We start from the raw sequence: 20,641 nt of genomic DNA on the forward strand, positions 1-20,641 counted from the left end.
TAAAACGCAAGTATTATGAAATTCAATAAAATATATACCTTAGGTTTAAGCCTCATCTTGGGCAGCACATTATCGCTTTCAGCTCAAAAAGAGGATAAAAACATCTACAACATGGAGTGTCTGAAAGCAGACAACCCGTGGATTAACTCGCACAATGCCTCGGGATTGACGTTCAACCGTTTTTCAGACTTCTCCCTTGCCGAAATCGGATTCCAATACGACAAAGGGGATTTCAGAAACGTGTTCGACCCGACTTCTGCCTTCGGCACGAAGATCTTGGCTGAATCTTACCGGAAGATCGACAAAGTCTACTTCTACGGGAAATTCGCCTTCGACTACATCCACCGGCAAAACAAATCGTGGTCGAGCGTACTCGATCCCTACGCGACACCGTTCTTCCTCGCTGATTCCGTACCCGGACGCCAGACGTTGGAATCCTATATATTAGACGCGGGTGTGGGTACCACGTTCGGTGAACATTGGGCAGTCGGAGGATACGTCCATTATCAGGCTGCCTCCAATTCCAAGAAAAAGGACGTGCGGAACACCAATACCTACATGGAATTTGAGATCTACCCGGGAGCCATGTACAAATCGAAATATTTCAACTTGGGAGCAAACTTCCTGTACCAGCGCATGACGGAAAAAGTGACCAGCAAACTTTTCGGGGAAGGTATCAACCACGAAGTCTATTATTTCGAGGGGTTATGGTTTTACACCTCTTCCATCACAACCAGTAATTACTCGGAAGACCGCAATTACACGACGAACACTTATGGAGGGGCAGCCCAATTCGAATTGACAACCGGAAAAGTAAGATTCCTAAACCAGTTTACCGGGAAGAAAGCCGACCAATCCATCTGGATAAACTACGTGCAAGGACAAAGGGGCGGCAACATGGAACGCACCACTTATTCCTACAACGGACAAATGAATATCGACGGGAATAACTTTCACCACGTGATTAAAGGGGAAGCACATTTCAATGAAACACACGGATTTGAAAATATGCAAAAAAATGAACTCGTCGACGGTTACAATACTTGGATCCAATACGGGAAGAAAAACAAAAACACGCAGGACGCCACCACTTACGACGTGAGCTATACCCTCTACCGGGATCGTGCCACACTCGACAACTCGTGGAACGCCAGCATGGGAGTGAAAGGCTTCAACGTGGAAAACACGTACCGCCTCTACCCCGTGGAATACTCCCAGAAATGGGAAAACACAGAAGGATACGCCGCCTTCAACAAGAATTTCCAATGCAAAAAAGGGATGTTCGACTGCGGTATCGGTGTTGCCTACGCCGTGGGCGACGGCACCATGCTGAAAGCAAAGAGCGTGTCGGACGAGATCACGGGGGAAGACCTCTACAAACAACGTACCGACCTGCTGCAACGTGAATTCGATTACATCACGGCAGACAAATTCACTGGACAACTGAAAGCCCGCTATACCTATTTCCTGAACAAGGAGAAAGGCATGAACCTGTACGCGGACGCCCACGCCACGTGGAAAAGGGCTCTGAGCGGCAGTTTCAAAAACGACGACCGGACGACGGTCAAAGTAATGTTAGGATTTTCATTCTAAATAACATAAAACTAAAGAAACATCATGAGCAAAATTAAAAAGAATTTATGGAGGCATGTACTGCAATTAGGTGTGATTGCACTCATTGTCGGATTTATCGTGAAAGTATTTTTTGGAGGGAAGCCCGCCGATGTTGAAGCATACTGCCCGCTAGGTGGACTGGAATCACTGGCAACCTTCCTGAATTCAAACACTCTCGCTTGTAGTATGTCTATCGTGCAGATCATGATAGGTATCGTGTTGGCAATCGGGGTCATCCTGTTCAGCAAACTATTCTGCGGGTACGTCTGCCCTCTCGGCACCATCACGGAGTGGATGAGCGTCCTTCGCAAAAAAATGAAGATTAAATACGAGATTCCCATGGGGTCGGTGGCGGACAAAGTGTTGCGGGTATTCAAGTACATCATCCTGTTCTGGATATTCTACATGACCATCACGACAAGTGAACTTTTCTGCAAGAACTTTGACCCCTATTACGCTATGGCTACCGGGTTCAGAGGAGAAATCACGGCTTGGATGACGGTTATCTCCATGCTCCTGCTCTTCCTCGGCAGTTTGTTCATCAATATGTTCTGGTGTAAATACATCTGCCCGCTGGGAGCGTTGAGCAACATTTTCAAATTCACCCTCACGTTCGCCGGACTGGTAGTCCTTTCACTGATCGCCGGGGCGCTCGGCTTATCCATGCCGTGGGTATGGTTACTGGGCGTGGCTTGCGTGGTATGCTATATCTTCGAGATCGTGTACTACGAGAGCAAAGTGTTCCCCTTGCTGCGCATCACGAAAGACGAATCGACGTGTACCAATTGCGGGGCTTGTAGCCGGAAATGTCCGCAGCAGATCGACGTGAAGAGCATGAAAGTGGTAAAACACGTGGATTGTACCCTATGCGGCGAATGTATCGCCTCTTGTCCCGAAAAATCACTGAATATCAATCGCCGTCCCGGCTTACGCTGGGTGCCGGTTATCCTGGTAATCGTCCTGTTCTTCCTTGCCTTGTGGATGTCACAACACTGGGAATTACCGACTATCGACGAGCGCTGGGGTAACGAGGCAAAAATCGAACGCCTGGAATCCTTTGAACGGGACGGAATGCGCACCGTGAAATGTTTCGGCAGCTCGAAAGCCTTCGCGAACAAGATGCGTACCGTGCCGGGAGTCTACGGGGTAACTACCTATGTGAACCGTTTTGCCGTTGTGATTCATTACGACCCGAGCGAAACAACCAAAGAAAAAGTGGAGGAGAGTATGTTCACCCCCACGAAACGCAAACTGAACACGCCCCCGGCAAACGTGGAGCAACTGAAGATTGTCACCCTCGAGGTAGATAAACTTTTCGACCGGATGGATATTACCTTCCTGGGTAACATCATCAAGGAAAGAGAAGGCTTCTACGGCATCGTGTCCGAATATGGCTGCCCGGTGAAAGTAAAGTTATACATGGACGTGAACAAACCGATCGACAAAAAAGAACTGCAAGGAATCGTGGAAACCCGCAAGTTTGAAATGCCGGTACACGGCGGCGGTGTCAAGGAGATCATCTGCAACTACGAGTTGACCAGCGTATCCGACCAAGTGGACACGATAGGACGCCAGGAGTTCCTGGAATATATGTTCCCGAAAACATCCTCCGCGTTCAAAGGCAACAAGGATAAATATGACACAAACGTCGCCACAGCCGTCTACGAGATGGACTACCCCGGAATCGACAAACCATTGATCCAACGCCAACTCCCTTACCTGGGCAGCTTCCTTTCCAATAACCCCGGTATCCTGGCTTACGAAACGGCTCTCCGCGGCGATATGTCCGTCATCCGCATCACTTACGTGAAAGACGTCCTCGATGACGACAAGATATGGGAATATCTTCAATCGCCCCAATGGACGATTCACTTCAAGGACGGCTCCGTGAAAGATATGGATCCGACCCTCAGTTTCAAACAACCGGGAAAAACAATAGATTCTGCGATTTAACAATTGACGATTCAGTGATTCTTATAATCACTGAATCGCTAAATCACCGAATCACTAAATCATTAAATCTATCACCATGTCACCAATACGCCAGATTAAAAGTCTGATACTCATCCTATGCCTTGCATTTCCCTCTATCGCTTCCGCGGACGAGGGAATGTGGCTCGTGCAACTCATGGCACAGACCAACTACAAAGCGATGAAATCCCACGGGCTGAAACTAAAAGCCTCGCAGATATACAACGAGGAACAACCCTCGATAAAAGACGCCATTGTCGCCATCGACTACGGCACCTGCACGGGAAGCATGATCTCCCGGCAAGGACTGATGATCACCAATCACCACTGCGCTTACAACGATATTCAAAAACTAAGTACCCTTGAACATGATTACCTGCGCAACGGCTTCCAGGCAAAGACCCGGGCGGAAGAGATTCCCCTGCCCGGCAAAGTGGTACTGTTCCTCGATCGGGTAATCGACGTTACCGACGAATACCGGGAAGAACTGAAGAAACACGCTCCGGAAAGAGAATTTCCCATCTATTCCATGCGGAAAGTAAACTTTATGCTCGAGAAACGTTACGCCAAGGAAGGCTACGAAGTTTCCTGCAACGCTATCATGAAAGGGGATAAATATTACCTCTACTTCTATCGTATTTTCAAAGATGTACGTTTGGTGTTCGCTCCCCCCACGTGCTTCGGGGCATTCGGGAAAGACACGGACAACTGGACATGGCCACAACACAAAGGGGACTTCACCATGTATCGCGTATACGGGGATCAAGACGGCAATCCGGCAGAATACTCCCCGTCAAACACCCCGATCACCCCCCGGTACGTGCTACCGGTTTCGACCAAAGGGATAAAAGAAGGTGACTACGCCATGATTTTGGGTTACCCGTACACCACTTCCCGCTACACTCCCTCGTGGGGGGTCAGCGAAAAAATCGAACGTTCCAATCCCGCCATGATCGAAGTCAGAACCAAAAAGCTCGACATTCTCAACGAGGCAATGAACGCCGATCCGGAAATCAACATCAAGTACGCCTACAAGGCATTCTCCATCAGCAACCCGTGGAAATTTACCATCGGGGAAACCGAGTACGTGAAACGCTACCGGGTAGCCGCCCGGAAAGCGGAAGAGGAACAACGACTTGCTCGCTGGCTAAAAGCCGATCCCGACCGTCAAGCCCGCTATGGCAACCTCCTGGAAGAATTGAAAGCCACTTACGACAACATATCACCTTACATCACGTCGGACGTCTATTACAAGGAAGCGGTGGTCAACGGTGCCGACATCATGCGCCTTGCCATGCGTGTCCGGGGGCTGGAATCCTCCATGATCCGGGAAAAAATCACCACGTTAGACCCCCAAAGTACGCAATGTGACGGTTTCCGGGAATATTGCGAGAAATACTTCAAGGACTATGACAAAGCGACAGACAAAAAAGTATTCGCCGCCATCTTCCCGATTTACGTGAAAAAAGTGAAACCGGAACATCTACCCGCAGAAGTCGCCAACCTGGTAAAAGAATACAATGGCGACTACGCCCGTTTAGCCGATTCCCTGTACGCCCGCTCTTTTCTGGCAAACCAGGAGCGCCTGTACGCGGCATTGAAAAATTTCACCCTTGAACTATTGGCAAACGACCCGGTATATTCACTTTCCCGCATCACACGGGAAACCAATCAAAATCTACGGGACGGCATCCGGGACAACGAGAAAAAGAATGCTTACTTACGCACACTGTACACGAGAGCCCTGCTCGAAATGAACCGGGATAAAACTCTTCCCCCAGATGCCAACTCGACCATGCGAATCACGTACGGCAACATCGGCGGCTACTCGTCCAAGGACGGAGTCACGTACTCCTACCGGGCATCGGTCGACGGCTATAAAGAAAAATACGTGAAAGACGACCCGGAATTCGACCTGACTCCCGAAGTCCTAGCTGCCCTCCAAACAGGCAACTGGGGACGTTATGCCGATAAAGACGGGAAATTATACACGAGTTTCGCTTGCAATCTGGACATCACGGGAGGCAATTCCGGCAGTCCAGTGTTGAATGCCAAAGGAGAAATCATCGGGCTCGCCTACGACGGCAACTGGGAATCCATGGCTGGCGACTTGTACTTTCATCCCGAATACAATAAAAGTATTTGCGTGGATATTCGCTTTGTTCTCTGGATTTTAGACAATTACGCGGGAGCATCAAATATACTGAAAGAAATTTCCATTGTTGAATAATAAAAAATTACTATATTTGTATTTGTCAAGGAGTGAGTAATCTTGATACGAAAAGCACACTACGATTATTTAATGTTTTTAATCAATCGGTCACTGAAGCACGCACCAAAAAAAGTGATCTTAGTTTGATTCCTTGACATAGCGACCCCGTCGCGGGGTCGCTTTCTTTTTACCCGACGCGACAAAATCAATCATCAAAAAAAGGAGGTCGTCCCTTTCGGAACAACCTCCTTACCTTATAAAATAAACGTGAAATTACTCTTTAGCATTCTTCATCATTGCTTCCAATATGGATATCAACCCTTCGTAATGCACTCTGTCATCACGGTTAGCCGATGCCAACTTACCCTTCAACAAAGTAATAACTCGTTTCAACATAGCCTGATTGTACCCGAATGAATTATCAATTGCATTGATTTTCACTTCATCCTGGAAAGGCGAAGCACTTTGTCCAAACTCCACGGGCAACCCTTTACGTGCCAAAACATTCATATCGAATTCTTCTTCAATATTTTGGAAGTTATCATGCAACATCGCCATCAACTCTTTAGAACACAATTCGTAAGCCTCAACTTCAGCCCAAGAAGGACTCAAACTTTGAATACCTTTTTTAGCCAACTTTTGGGAAGAAACAGCAATCATGCTCTTGAAAATATTTTCCTGCATTATTCTATCTGCTGCAGTTAATCTTCTTCCCTGAATCGTGGGAGCAAAAACTCCGGCATACAAATCGTCATAGAAATCTCCAATTGTATAAGGATTCTTCTCTTTTGACACATGAGAAGACAAGATTACATGTCCGCCCTTGGCAACAATTGCTTTACTGACTCCGGAAACAATCTTTGCAGACGGATATACAGCCAATCCCGTTTGGTTAATCAATTCGGGAAGATCAATCCAAGCGCTATTTCTCAATTCTTTAATCACCCATGCCAACGCTTCTTTTTGTTTTGCACACGGCACAGAAACCACTGCTTCACCGGGCGTACCACCTTTCACTTGAGTCAAATGCACACCACCTACCTGGTACAGTACGTTCAACAAATAACGCATATACTGCGACTGAATGGAATTGTAAAGTTGCATTCTATGAGTGTAATCCACATCATCTTCAAACCACTCGTTCAAATGGCTCAAGATATATTTCAAGTTCTTGATCCCGTAAGTACTTGCTTTCAACGGATCATTACCCAAATCTTCTTCCAATGCACTCGGGTCAATACGAAGCATCAATTGCTGACGCCCGTAACGATACTGAGGATCACCCGCCTTCTCGTCAATCCATTTTTGCGCCATCTCGGCTTCTTCCCACATATCCTTAGCTTCCGGAACAGGAGAATACAACCATTTAATCACGTAATAATCATAAATTCCAAGTTCGGGAGGAGTCAATTTCACCCCTTTATCTTCCGGCTGTGCCACGTAGTTGAAACGGGCGTAATCCATGATAGAAGTCGTTGTCCCGTATTTTTGAGTGAAAGAAGCGGAACGCAACGAATCCACCGGAATAGAAGCAGAAGCAGCCATATTATGCAACAATCCCAAAGTATGCCCGATCTCGTGAGAAATAACATAAACGATAGACTCATCAAGAACATCTTTCGGCATCTTAGATGCACGAACGCGAGGATCAAGCTGTGCGGTTTGAACAAAACGCCAGTTATTAATCAACTCTACAATATTGTTATACACAATCACGGAAGCATTGATAATCTCTCCGGTTGTCGGGTCTACCCACGACGGTCCCATGGCATTTGCCTCTGCATTCGGGCTATAACGGATACACGTGTATTTCAAGTTATCCGGATCGAAATTAGGATCGTCTTTCGGGAAATCTTTTGCAACCATCACATTTTTGAAACCGATTTTCTCGAAAGCCTTGTTCCAGATCAAAATACCCTCTTTGATCGGACCTCTCCACTCGTCCGGGAAAGCATCATCCACGTACCACACGATCGGTTTTACAGGCTCAACGAGCTCGCCGCGTTTCCAAGCTTCCACGTCTTTGGGTTCCAAACGCCAACGGTTCGCCAAAATATAAGTATCAAATCCGTCTTTTTCCTGAGATATTTTCCGGATAGGCAACTGCATCCTATCACTTGCCGTATTCACCGTGAAAAACACTCCGACGCGGGAATCCTGTACGCGAGGACGCATTTTAGCTTCCGGCAACAAAAGGAAAGTAATCACGGAATGTGAAGACACTTGTCCCAAATTTATTTTGGAGAAGAACGTCTGAATACTAGCCTCCACAGGTTGAGAAACTTGCACCGATGCATTATCTTCAAACGCTTTTACCCCTTCAAAAGAAAATTTGCTTGCAACCGGAGAAGAAGAAATAGGCCCGGCACTGATTTTCGGGGCCAAGCCCTTATTATCCTTCAAAAAGGAAGTCACGTCAATTACCACGGCAGAACTATCCGCATTATACGAATGAATCGAGAACGTGTTCGACTGCATGTCTATATAATTCTTTTCCATGGCTTTCTTCACCCAAGGTTTATCTTCTCCCGCGGTAGCCGCCAGATTGGGTTTATTGAAAACAATAGCAGAGTCTTTCTTAACCACGCGATAAAGAATAGGATCATTGTACTTATACCCCACGTTAAGCAACATAGGTTCAGAAGTAGCAGACACGGTTCCTCCCACCAATATTTCGCGTCCCACATATTTCAAAGGATATTCCAGATAAATCTTCTGTCCCACTTTGTGTATTGTCAAAAAATCACCTTTCGCGGTAACGATTCCCGGGCTTTTCATCAAAGTCTGGTATTTATTCTTTTTCTTGACAACAGGTTGTTTCACCGCCTCCGTTGTTTCTTTTTTCTTTTTTTTCTTGAATAACTCCCCTGCATAACTCTCTCCCGCGGAAGGAATAAGCAAGGATAGCAATAAAACTAACACGAAACAATTTTTCATTTTTTAAAATTTAAAATTAAACATTGTGATAATACAAAAAACAAACATTTATCATTAAAATAACATATTATATTTCAACTCGTCTATACGTCCAAAGATTTTTTATGAACATTTGTTCGAACAACGGCTGATTAGCTGGAGAAATAAACCACCCGGAGCGCAACACACCATCCATTTCCACGAAAATATAGCGCGGAAGAGAATCTATCACGTAATCTTTCACGAAAGTGCTTTTCGTCTTGTCACAAAACAAGTTTATCATCCATTCCGTTTGCTTTTTCTCCGCCAATATTTTTCTCCATTTATCCATATCTTCACTTGTACCCACGGCAATATTCACGAACTCGATATCGGCTTTACCCCATTTTCCACCCGCTTTTCTCGCCTCGGCAAACGTATCCAACTCATCGGCACCGTTCACGCTATCCAACGCCCACACGCAAATAAACACATATTTTTCCTGAAAATCCGTCAAACGAAACATATTCCCTTTATCGTCCGGCAACACGATTTCACGCGCACGCGCATTCTCTTGGACAGACTCGTACAACTTTTCCAATTCATTCACCCGCTCCACTATTTCCCGGTCTTTTATACAACATCTGAAAACCTCAAATACAGACCTCATTTTTTTATTCATCCCGTTCACTTGCAACTCCCGCTCCAACAACCCGAACGCGTAAATCCGACGTACTTTTTCACTCTTGATGCCGTACAAGCACTCCTTCATACGCTCATAACTTGTAGCATTCTTATTCACCCGGAAATACCAATCCAGCACCTCTTTCAACTCCTCCGGCGACAACAACTCCAACTCGGGGACATCCGGGTCCGTGCTCAATTGACAAGGACGCAATTTTTTCAAATCTGCCGGTCGTCCACCTATAGCTTTCCAATATTGATAAATATTTTCCCGCTGATACGTATGCCACAACAACGTGGCCCGCCCTCTCTCTTGAGCGTCGTCAATCGCACTCACAAGTTGGTTCGCCCGGGCGTCCATCGCTTGCAATGCCTGCATATAGCCGTCTATCGAAAGCGAACCATCCACGTTCTCGTAAATCTTCTTTATTTCCGGGTAAGACGTTTGGGCATATAACTCCCCTTGTAGCAACACAAAACACGCTACGATACAGCATACTACACTTCTCATACTCATTATTTTAACATCTCCAACAATTTATTCCGCAAAACTTCCCGACGCAAAGATTTCCCTGCGACAGTTCCATCTTTATCCAATACCACGATAAAAGGAATTCTTTTAATATCCAATGCTCTACATATTCCTTGCTCCTGACTAAACCCATAACGGTTACGAACGCTTAACCACTCCAACTTCTCTGCCGCGTTAGCACGCGCCCAAGCCTTCGGCGAATTATCCAACGACACACTCACGAACTTCACGCCTTTCCCTTCCAATTCCTTATGCAACGTCTTCAAATATTGCATCTCCTCCCGACAAGGCCCACACCAAGACGCCCAAAAATCAATCACCCACACGCTCCCGCTCCAATCCTTCAACGTCAAGGAATCTCCTTCTATCGAATACACCTCTATTTCGGGAAACTTTCTCCCGTTAGCCACACCTTCCACCTGATCCAATTTCCGTTTCAGCTCCTTGCCTATCTCCAATTGTTTCACTCTCTCCGACAACAAGTTGTACATCTTTATCCCCTTATCGTAATCATTCTTCATCTCCTCCAATGCGATACGGGCAGAAGCGATATTATCCGGATTCTCCTCGATAAAACTACAAGTTACCTTAAACCTCAATTGCTGAATCTTATCTTGAGCTGTAAACGAAAATACCTCTTCCTCTCCAACATTCTTTTCCGACATCTCACTTACCTTCTCTCCAACCTCCATTTCATATCTCTTGAAGCAGTCTTGGGCGGGGGATCCTTTCAGATTCTTCAAAAAAGCTCCTTCAAGAAATTCTGCAACCAACTCTTGACCGTCAACAGCACCGTCATTCTCTTATCATTCACCTGCAATACATAACATCCCGGTTCCTCCAACTCTCCCTTCAAAGTGAATTCATAATTATCTAAATCCGCGGAAGCCAAAACACGTGATTCGGTATCATTCGTGCGAATAAACACCGTACCATACTTCATACCCGGCACACGCCCTTTCATAGTAAAACGATATCCCCCGGCTTCAGAGCATCCCCACACGCAATACAACCATATAGCTATTATCACTAATCTCATAATCAAACAAATTCTATTTTACTTTAACATATCAAACAGATTCGAAGGAGCCTTATCCCCAAATTGATAAGAAAACTCAGGCATCCCCGGGGCTACATACCAAGCATCTCTCAAGGCACCATCCTTGTTGACAAACACGTAACGAGGCACTCGGGATATACAATAATCCCGCACGAAAGAACACCTCTCCACGTCACAGAAAAGGAAGTCTACTTTTCCCGTCTTATCAGCAACCTGTTTTCTCCAGCCATCCCGTGCGTCCGCTTTCCCCAAACAAACACAGAAATACACGAACCGGTCGGTATTATTATATTCATCAGGCAAAGCCGTGAACCGACTTATCGCCTCATTCTCATTCATTTCCGACGAAAAGATTCCCATAAATACATGTTTACCCTTGAAATCCGAGAGTTTCACGCTCTCCCCCTTTCGGTTTTCCAACACGAATTCGGGAGCGGCAGCCCCCGCCCGAAGCGGACGGTATTGTTCCACCAACGCTTCCACCTCTTTCACGGTTTCCGGGGTCTTGGAACACCAGCGCACATTCTCGCAAACCTCCGCCAATTCCTTCCCGTATCCCCCTTGCTCGAAAGCACTCCTCACGAAAGGCAACACGTAAGCATTACGCACTTTCTCGCTTTTCACGTTAAACAACACGTACGAATACTTGTTCACGTTCATTCGCACGACATTATACACCTTAAAATAATCCTCGATCAACTCCACCATCATCTCTTGCGGCAACAACTCCACATCCGGACTATCCAAATCAAATCCCGGGAACAAACGATCCACCACACCCTGCAAACTATCCCGTTTCGCGCTTCCCTCTTTTTCCATTAAACGACCGACATGCGCGAAAACCTCCTTTATCTCTCTAATCCGCGTGCTCCGGGTAGTATCTTTTGGAAGAGCATCCGTCAACCGCCCCTCTTCTTGCGCGAGAAGCGAGAGTGGCATCAACCAACAAGAAACCAATAATACACAACCAATAAAATATACTCTCATCTCGTACTATTCTTGTAACAACTCCATGATTTTCTCTTTCAAATGCCCCCTTCTCAAATTGCGGGCAACGATACGACCGTCTTTTACCAAAACGATATAAGGTATACTATTAAATCGCAACTGACTGCAAATACCCACGTCACTCTTAAAACCGTATTTATTCCGCACGCTTTTCCAAGGGATCTGTTCCTCCGCGTTTCCCTTCTTCCAAGCCGCTACCTTATCATCCATGGAAATGCTAATCATATTCACCCCGAATTTATGTACCTCCCGGTACATCTCTTTCAGGTAAACCATTTCCTTCCGGCAAGGTCCGCACCAAGATGCCCAAAAGTCAAGTACCCATATCCCCGGGAAATGTTCTATCACTTCAGCTTCCCCCTCTTCCGTTTCCACCTCGATCGGGGGAATTTCATTCCCCAAGGCAGAAGCGGCAAATACTTGAGTTTCGGCATACAATCGTTTCCCTAACACGGACTGCTGCATTCCCGGCGAGAGCAACGCGTACATTTCCATCCCTCGCTCGTAATCCCTATCCAACATTTCCAATGCCTGGTACACCGAGAAAACACGATCGGGATACTCCTTTATAAAATCTCGGACTACATTGTACTTCAATTTTTCCAGGTCGAAATACTCGAATGTCTTTTTATCCAAATTAACTTTATCTTCCGGATGTTTCTGCGCCTCCCAATACTCCCGTCCGATACGCTCCTGTTCCGGCTTGTATCTCTCATCCATCCATTTCTTGAACAACTGTTCCATCTCCATCACCTTCCCCTCCGTCAGCTTCACCCTATCGCTCGCGATGTCAAGAGCGACCTTCGTCCTCCCTGCCTCCAATAGCAAAGGATATTCCAAGTGATTTATTTTCAATATATACTCTCCCGGTTCAGGCAAATCTCCTTCCAACGAAATTTTACCGCCATCTATCTCGGAAGAAAAAAGAATATTCCGGGCGGAATCGGCACTTACTAGAAGTGCCGTTCCGTATTTACATCCTTCAATCTCACCCGTCAAATCTATCCGGCAAGTCTCCGGAGTAGTACATCCCGCCCAAAATATAAACCAAAAGATTATTCCAAATCTCATCATTGATTCGAACGTTTTCCAAGTGTTTTCTGCAATTCCGCTACAATCGATTTCATCACTTTGTATTTCTCCATGCACCGTTTAAATTTCCCATTCTTCTCTTCAAACGCCGCATCATCTCCCAACAACACTTCTTTCACGTAATCGGCAATATCCCGCATTTGTGTAGGACAATTGTATCCCTCTAACTTACCATTCTTCAGGGTATAATTCTTTTCTCTATCATACGATAAAAAACCGAATTCCCGCCAATCCTCACTCCAAGCAGTAGTACCTCTATTATTATACTGCAATCTCTGGCCATACAACGATTGATCCATCACCTTATTTACTTTCCCTGTGGAAAAAGAATAAAAAACTTCTATTTCATCTGACTCTACCTTCTGAAGATAAGTCGCATACTCTTCCGCCAATACCGTTGCTCTCAAGCTTTTCTTATCTACTTGTGTCTCTTTCTCGTACAAAGCGACACAAGTCGTTCTTCTAGCTTTAAATACATCCCGCAAATAAAGTCCCAAAATGTCCTCATTAGTAGTATTAGTCCTATTTATCAAAGAATCCACTAACAGAAAACTGTGAGGAGAAACCCCATTCAACAATCCCGGTATCACTTCATCACGTAAAAACTCCATTCCCTCCTTTATCCGTTCCCGATCCGTAAGTAGCGGATACGAGTATGTATAAAGATCGGTCACGTTATAATTAACCCCCAACACCTCGTAACGATACACCGGTTCACCCTCGGGATTCACCCCACGCTGAACTTTGGCAATTGTATCGTTATAAAAAATAGTAACACCCGTTTCTTTATAAATCTCATAAGCCAAATGCCCCAATTCGTCAGCCGAATCTTCCAAGACAAACCAGTTTGTTTCTCCCGTGGGAGATAAATTCTTATCATCATCATCATTGCATGCCGCAAAGCACAATGCAACACCTAATAACAAATAATATACTATCTTCATAACCTAATATTAATCTATTTTACCGCTTCTCTTTCATTACGTTCTTCATTGAATTCAAATCGAGTGTTCAAACGATGTTCGTCAGCCGGAATAGGGAACACCCAAGCCGGATCTTCTCCATAAGGAGCTAATTCATAAGTTTCTTGTCCACCGGTTGTTCCCAACTCCTCATTTCCTTGCCAAAGCCAAATATGAGTAATTTCTTTCTTTTGCGGATATTTGCTATTCACGGCATATCGACGTAAATCCAACCAGCGGAATCCTTCAAAATTAAATTCTAACCTACGCTCCGTGCGAATAGCTGCCATCAAGTTCTCTCCTCGCAGCACAACCGGTTCCTGTTCCAATATTCTATACCGACGTAATTCCTGCCACAATTGGTTTGCCTCCTCTTCACGTCCCACGGCTGCCAACGCTTCTGCTTTATTCAGATAGGCTTCTGCCAAACGTAATGTGAAGCAATCAGAAACTCCACCATCACTCCACTTTTTTAACTTGGCAGGTAATACAGATACACTAAAAATTGTCATATCGGTAACTTCACAACAACCTACCTTATAACGAATATCACGTTCTTTTGACTGGTCCGGAACCAACTGATCGTCATTAAATGCATCTATCAAATCATCGGAAACACCATAATATGGTACGAATGGTATATAAAACATTCCAGTAGCAGTCTCCCAATCTATTTCATCTCCTCGCACATACCCGTCACTTCCAAAGAAATATCGCAACCGATAACCACCTTGAGAAAATATAACTTCCGGTGAATAACTCGTTATAAGACTTTGCAAATTATCCTCAAGTAAAGTATAATCATCCAAACGATAAGAATTATTTTGTAATAACGAATCACACTCGTTAATCACACCCTCGTAATTCTCCATGTGCAAATAAACCCGGCTTAAAAACAAACGGGCAGCCTCTTTCGATGCGCGATAAACAGATTTTCTCTCGTATCCGGAAAGCAATCGAACGGCCTCTTTCAAATCGGCAACAATCTGCTCGTACACCTCAGCCACTTTGGCTCTGGAAAATCCGCCCTCTTCCTCGTAATCTTCCACAAAGGGACTCAACTTCAAAGGCACTCCCGGTTCTTCTTCTGCCGTCTTCACGTCATAAGCCTTCGAATAGATATTGACTAACCACCAATAATACGTGGCACGCAAAAAATATGCCTCGCCTTTAATCCGATTATAATCAGGCTCATTCTTGAACTCTTCCGCCTCATACAGTATGATATTCAATGCATTGATATGCTTATACAATTCACTCCATGCCTGATTATCCCTAGCACCGAGGTCATCATCTGTTAAACCACCTTTCCAAGGATCCCTTTGCCAAGCATAAATTGCAGAACATGAGGAATAATCCGGCGCCATTCCCATTCCTGCAAATCGCACATCATCATCCAAAAGATGTATCCAAGCAGGTACCGAGCTATTCCATTTATCTCTCTCTTGATAAGATGCTACCACATAGCCTTCTCCTATCAACACCTGGTCCAAATCATCGATCGAATTCACATAGGTCAAATTCTGTGCATCCTCCTCCAAAAAATCGCTACAAGACCATCCGAATACCAGAAATACAACTAAATATAAAATCTTCTTCATAATCATCAATTAAAACGAAACATTCAAATTAAACGAAAACGTCGGACGCAATGACATATTCAACTGAGGAGCACTTCCCGACTGTGTGGCAGGATCCTGTCCTTTCAATTTCTTGTCACAAATCATAAACAGATTCGTACAAGCAAAGCCGATATAAGCCGATTTCATAAATAATTTCCGACAAAACGCATCCGTAAACTGGTAACGCAAAGAAAGCGATTGCATCTTCAGGAAATTTCCGCTTGCCACCCGAATATTCGAGTTGTCATACATTTGCCAGATATTCTCCGCAAACTTGTAATCATTATTATTACACCACGGACTTTGTACTGATGTCTTAAAGTCCGGACCGGAGATCACCCCGGGAATATTCGTGAACCTCTCGTCACCGGGCTGGCGCCACCGATTCGTGAATTCTTTTCGTACGTTCTCGGTTGGAACTGGAGCTATAGTTTCACTATTCACATTAGGATACATTTGCAACAAACGCACCTTCGACCCCAAGCTATACGCCAAGTTAAATGATAGCGTGACCCCTTTGTAAGAGAAGGTATTACTGATTCCACCTTGAATAGTCGGCACGCGAGTTCCGGAATGTTCCATCACTTCTGTAAACACTTCCTCCGGCTCCATATTACGATACTTTTCACGTAAATCCACCGCACCTTTCGTTTCACCATTAACGTCAAACAAGGGCATACCATTAGCATCCACATAACGACCTTCATCTCTTATCATCGATCCGGTATTATAGAACATCGGACGCCCGTCCTGTTCGCTCAGACCGGCAAAACGATAAGAATAAAACGTATTCACCGGACGCCCCACGATAAGCACGCTTCCATTCAAATATTTATCGTAAGTAGGCAAATCTTGTAAGGTATTGTCTTTTACTTTCCTTTTGCTAAGCAATTGATTCAACACCGATCCGAGCTGAGGATCTATCGACCAATGAAATCCCCGAACGTTTCCGGATGAACGGAAATCAAGCGGCACAATTTTCAAGGAAATTTCCGTACCCTTGTTCTCCACAGTTCCTTTATTCATCGTGTATGACGAACGTCCGTTGACGGTTGAAATCGTCTTCGTCAAGAATGCATCCCTGGTCTTTTTATAGAAATAAGACACCGTACCGTTCAATTTCTTGTTGAAGAGCGAAAATGTCAATGACACGTTGGTTGAAGAGGTTTTTTCCCATTTCAAATCGGGATTCGGATAAGTCACGATTGTTGAATAAAGTTCACCCGCGGCATTGGTCGCTCCCCCTTTCGAAACTATCAGTCTTGAACTCTCCGAGTCCAACATATTTCCTTGATAACCATAAGAAGCCAAAAGAGAAAGTTCATTAATCCAATTCGCTCCTTCCAAAATATGTTCTTTAGCATTCCATCGACCGGAGAACGACCAGATCGGAGCCAACTTTTCGTTAGCCCTGCTACCGAATTGGTTGGATTGGTCGAAACGAATATTGGCATTCAACACATACCACATTTTATACGCGTAAGACACACTTCCGTATCCGGACAACAAATTCGTTTTCGACACCCTATAAGTGGCAGGATTATTATTCATCCATCTTACAAAAGCGGAATATTTTTCTATATTATCAATTTGAGCGACAACTCCTCCCCGATCACGCATATATCCTCTCTGAATATGTTTGAATTGATCCGATTCGGACGAAGAAACTTCAAATCCCGCCATTGCACTCAAATTGTGGTCCTCTTTAAAAGTTTGAGTATACCCCAACTGCAAACGCAACATATAGTTGTGCTTTTGATCGCTTTGTTTCGAAATCTCACCACCCATCGGGCAATAATTATTCATCATCTGCGCTTCATCGGTTATACCCTCTGTTTCGTGACGCAAATCTCCTATATAATAGGAATTCTCACCATACCAAGTTTCTTGATTGGAATTCGAGAAACCATAAGCCAACGTTGCAGTCAACTTCAAAGGATCGATAATCTGATACCCTACAGTCGTGTTAAAATTAAACGAATATTGATTGATATCGTACGAGCTGTTTTCCACCTCGTTCAAAATATTATAATTAGAACCGGCATATGAACCTTTTTTATAAAACCAATAAGAACCGTCCGGATTCGTGGCTGGTACCGCACGGCTCGTGTGGTAAGCATAATTCATCACGTTTACCGCGGTAGGCGTATATTCCCTTTCCAATACGCTAGCGTCCATGCCAGCCTGAACTGAGAACCGATTAAAATGAGCCGCTAAACTCATGTTAGCCGTATAGGTTTTATTCCCCTCCCGTTTCGTGGTTCCTTTAGCATCGTTGTAACCGATAGAAGCATAATAGGTCATGTTTTCACCACCACCGGATATACCGATCGTGTGCTTGTGCGAGAAAGAATTCTGTCCCAATAAATCGAACCAATCCGTGTTCAATTGTTCCAGATAACCGATCTGCCTGTTCATCTCATCGAAATCGATGCGATTCTGATAATAATCCCTCATCACACCTTCATACCCTACCCAACTATTGAAAAAAGGGTACTTCACCATAGCCGCATCCAATTCCCGGCTATAAGCAATTCTCTCTTTGGAATTCATCATGTACACGGTTCTATCGCCATAATGCGGACGTCTCGTAAAAGTTCCCGACAAAGAATAGGATACCGAAGGGGGACCTTTCCGACCTTTTTTCGTCGTGATCACGATAACTCCATTGGCAGCGCGAGCCCCGTAAATAGCAGTCGCCGAAGCATCCTTCAACACGTCAATCTGTTCGATACTCTCCGGATCCAACCCTGAAATCGCGTTACCCAATAAATTCACGAAATCCAAATCGTTCAAATCTTTAGGATCCACGTTCACCGGATCGGTACGGATTATACCGTCAACCACCCACAACGGTTCCTGGTTTCCCAACAGCGTGGAAGTACCCCGGATTCTTAACCGCGGTGCGGCTCCCAACTGTCCGGAATTCTGCATGAACATCATACCGGGCACGTGCCCTTCCAGCATCATATCAATCGTGTTCAACCCGGGAACCCGAATATCGTCTGCTTTAATAGAGGTAATAGCACTCGTCAATTTACGTTTGTCCACCTGCTCGTACCCCGTGTTCACCACGACTACCTCATCCAACTGGTTGAAAGACTCTTTCAACACCACGTTGATCGTGTCCTTACCCGTGTACGCCACGGTCTGCGTTTCCATTCCCAAGAAAGAAAATATCAATTCGATGACATTCGCTTTCGGCACGGGCAGAGTATATCTTCCCTCCATGTCTGTCGCAGTTCCCCGGCTTGATCCCTTCAACACAACCGTCACCCCGGGAAGCGGAGCTTTTTTCTCGTCCGTGACCTTTCCCTTGATGATAATCATCTTCTTCTCCTCTTTGGGCTCCTCTTTTACTTTAATAACAACAATGTTGTTGTCATAGGAATACATCAAGCCGTAACGAGGTAACAAATCGTTCAGAAAAATCAAGAACTCTTTGTCCTTCACGTCCAAATTCTTCACGACTTTTCCTTCCATTAAATTCAAGTCATAAAGAAAATCGCAAGCAACTTGCTTGCTCACTTCTTGCAACACATCGTTCAAAGAAGCTTCTTCCACGCGTAAAGAGATCTTTGCCTCTTGTGACAAAGTTTTTGCATGAACCGTCATGCAAAAACATAACATCAACACACTCAGTAATTTCATACTCATTAACATCTTACGATACAGAATCAATCGCACTAGATTGACTTTCATTCGATTTTTTTCCATATTTTTGTTTGTTAGTAAATAAAAATATACTTTTCGATCGTTCCAAAATCAAGAAAGTATATGAATTACAGGTTGGGAACTCACATTCCCGACCTTTTTTTTCCTTTTATCGTTATCACGTTATCTTTTACTATAAATTCAACATTCCCGGTTTCCTCGAACTTGTTCAACAAATAGAGGAAATCATCATATCGTTTCAACCGCCCGGAAAATTTATTCTTCTTCAAATTCTCACCCATGTAAAACACCTCCAAGCCATACCACTTGGCTAAAACCGCCATAATCGTTTCCAAATTCTCCCCGTCGAAGGAGTAAAAACCGTCTTTCCACGAAGTGTAGTAAAACGTCGTTACCTGCTTCTTTACAGCGTCGCCCCTCAACTTATTAAACACAACCTGATCCCCCGCCTCTAAATCGTACCCCTCACAACCTTCGCAATTTACTTGCAAACGTCCCTCCTCCAAGGTCGTGACCACCTCATCCTGTTCCGGGTAAGCCTTAATATTAAAAGCAGTACCCAACACCGTCGCATCCATATTTAAAACATGAACAATAAATCGCTTGGTCGAATCCTTCGCCACTTCGAAATAACCTTCCCCTTTCAAAAACACTTCCCGTTTTTCCCCCGAAAACATCTCCGGGAAACGAAACTCCGAATCGGCATTCAGATAAACTTTTGTCCCGTCAGGCAAAACTACCCGGTACTCTGCCCCCACGGGAACCGAAATGGTGTTAAACCCTATCTTTTCCCTGCTCCCCTCGTTCGTACAAATCAATGTATTGTTATCATTTTCAATACGCATGCAACTGTCTTTCACGATCACCTCACCTACCTGATCTCCGTGTAACGGAAGCACTTCCCCGTTATCCAATTTCAGCTTTACCAATGTACAGCATTGGGAAACCTCGGATCCCGGCAATTCGCTCCTATTCACCACAGGTTCCTCGAACAAAAACGCCAAACCACACAAGAGAAACAACACGGCAGCAGCCACCCCGCCATACCATAACGAACGACGACGCCTCGTCTTTTTCAACTTACGCTTGATCATTTCCATTCCCGCCTCGGCATCCCGCTCCAATTCCTCCCACAATGCTTTCCCTCCCCGCATGCTTTCCAACACGCGGACAAACTCTGCCCCCTTCTTTTGCCTAAACCATTTTTCAAGCTCAGAAGAATCATTTTCAGACAATTCCTCGCCTTCAAAATAGTCTATTAATATATCTTCAATCTCTCTCATGAACCGTCGTTTTTATTATAATCTAAAAAAA

General features: G+C 44.8%; 13 protein-coding genes. 3 read left to right on the plus strand and 10 right to left on the minus strand.

What is annotated here, in order from left to right:
• Positions 1-15: 15 nt before the first annotated feature.
• The 3 genes from A3CY_RS0112250 to A3CY_RS0112260 all read left to right on the plus strand — a co-directional run bounded on the left by A3CY_RS0112250 (position 16) and on the right by A3CY_RS0112260 (position 5,815).
• The gene (locus A3CY_RS0112250) at positions 16-1,593 is read left to right on the plus strand and encodes a DUF6850 family outer membrane beta-barrel protein (RefSeq protein WP_018338219.1); all 1,578 of its coding nucleotides are present in this window, start codon (positions 16-18) and stop codon (positions 1,591-1,593) included.
• Between the two features lie 24 nt (positions 1,594-1,617).
• Complete coding sequence (locus tag A3CY_RS0112255) at positions 1,618-3,567, plus strand: 4Fe-4S binding protein (RefSeq protein ID WP_018338220.1); 1,950 nt, start codon at positions 1,618-1,620, stop codon at positions 3,565-3,567.
• 76 nt (positions 3,568-3,643) lie between these two features.
• The gene (locus A3CY_RS0112260; RefSeq protein ID WP_018338221.1) at positions 3,644-5,815 is read left to right on the plus strand and encodes a S46 family peptidase; all 2,172 of its coding nucleotides are present in this window, start codon (positions 3,644-3,646) and stop codon (positions 5,813-5,815) included.
• A 255-nt stretch (positions 5,816-6,070) separates the two neighbouring features.
• On the opposite strand, the gene A3CY_RS0112265 is transcribed toward A3CY_RS0112260, so the two are convergent.
• The 10 genes from A3CY_RS0112265 to A3CY_RS20975 form a co-directional block, all read right to left on the minus strand.
• Positions 6,071-8,734 carry a zinc-dependent metalloprotease gene (locus A3CY_RS0112265; RefSeq protein ID WP_018338222.1) on the minus strand — a complete coding sequence of 888 codons (2,664 nt, stop codon included), beginning with the start codon at positions 8,732-8,734 and terminating at the stop codon, positions 6,071-6,073.
• Positions 8,735-8,801: 67 nt separating this feature from the next.
• A complete protein-coding gene (locus A3CY_RS0112270) occupies positions 8,802-9,887 on the minus strand; it encodes a TlpA family protein disulfide reductase (RefSeq protein WP_169503648.1) in 1,086 nt (361 codons plus the stop codon).
• Positions 9,888-9,892: 5 nt separating this feature from the next.
• On the minus strand, positions 9,893-10,651 hold the full coding sequence (locus tag A3CY_RS0112275; protein WP_026207612.1) for a TlpA family protein disulfide reductase: 759 nt from the start codon (positions 10,649-10,651) through the stop codon (positions 9,893-9,895).
• A complete protein-coding gene (locus A3CY_RS0112280) occupies positions 10,648-10,947 on the minus strand; it encodes a DUF4369 domain-containing protein (RefSeq protein ID WP_018338225.1) in 300 nt (99 codons plus the stop codon). The genes A3CY_RS0112275 and A3CY_RS0112280 overlap by 4 nt, the downstream gene beginning before the upstream one ends.
• An 18-nt stretch (positions 10,948-10,965) precedes the next feature.
• A complete protein-coding gene (locus tag A3CY_RS0112285; protein WP_018338226.1) occupies positions 10,966-11,955 on the minus strand; it encodes a thioredoxin domain-containing protein in 990 nt (329 codons plus the stop codon).
• Between the two features lie 6 nt (positions 11,956-11,961).
• Positions 11,962-13,050, minus strand: a complete 1,089-nt coding sequence (locus A3CY_RS0112290) for a TlpA disulfide reductase family protein (RefSeq protein WP_018338227.1) — start codon at positions 13,048-13,050, stop codon at positions 11,962-11,964.
• A complete protein-coding gene (locus A3CY_RS0112295; RefSeq protein ID WP_018338228.1) occupies positions 13,047-14,012 on the minus strand; it encodes a hypothetical protein in 966 nt (321 codons plus the stop codon). The genes A3CY_RS0112290 and A3CY_RS0112295 overlap by 4 nt, the downstream gene beginning before the upstream one ends.
• Positions 14,013-14,026: 14 nt before the next feature.
• The gene (locus tag A3CY_RS0112300) at positions 14,027-15,631 is read right to left on the minus strand and encodes a RagB/SusD family nutrient uptake outer membrane protein (RefSeq protein ID WP_169503649.1); all 1,605 of its coding nucleotides are present in this window, start codon (positions 15,629-15,631) and stop codon (positions 14,027-14,029) included.
• Between the two features lie 9 nt (positions 15,632-15,640).
• Entirely contained in the window at positions 15,641-19,369 is a 3,729-nt protein-coding gene (locus A3CY_RS0112305; RefSeq protein WP_040371728.1) for a SusC/RagA family TonB-linked outer membrane protein, read from the minus strand.
• An 80-nt stretch (positions 19,370-19,449) separates the two neighbouring features.
• On the minus strand, positions 19,450-20,610 hold the full coding sequence (locus A3CY_RS20975) for a FecR family protein (RefSeq protein WP_018338231.1): 1,161 nt from the start codon (positions 20,608-20,610) through the stop codon (positions 19,450-19,452).
• Positions 20,611-20,641 lie beyond the last annotated feature (31 nt).

Origin of the sequence: Butyricimonas synergistica DSM 23225 (genome assembly GCF_000379665.1) — a bacterium.
Taxonomy (GTDB): Bacteria; Bacteroidota; Bacteroidia; order Bacteroidales; family Marinifilaceae; genus Butyricimonas; species Butyricimonas synergistica.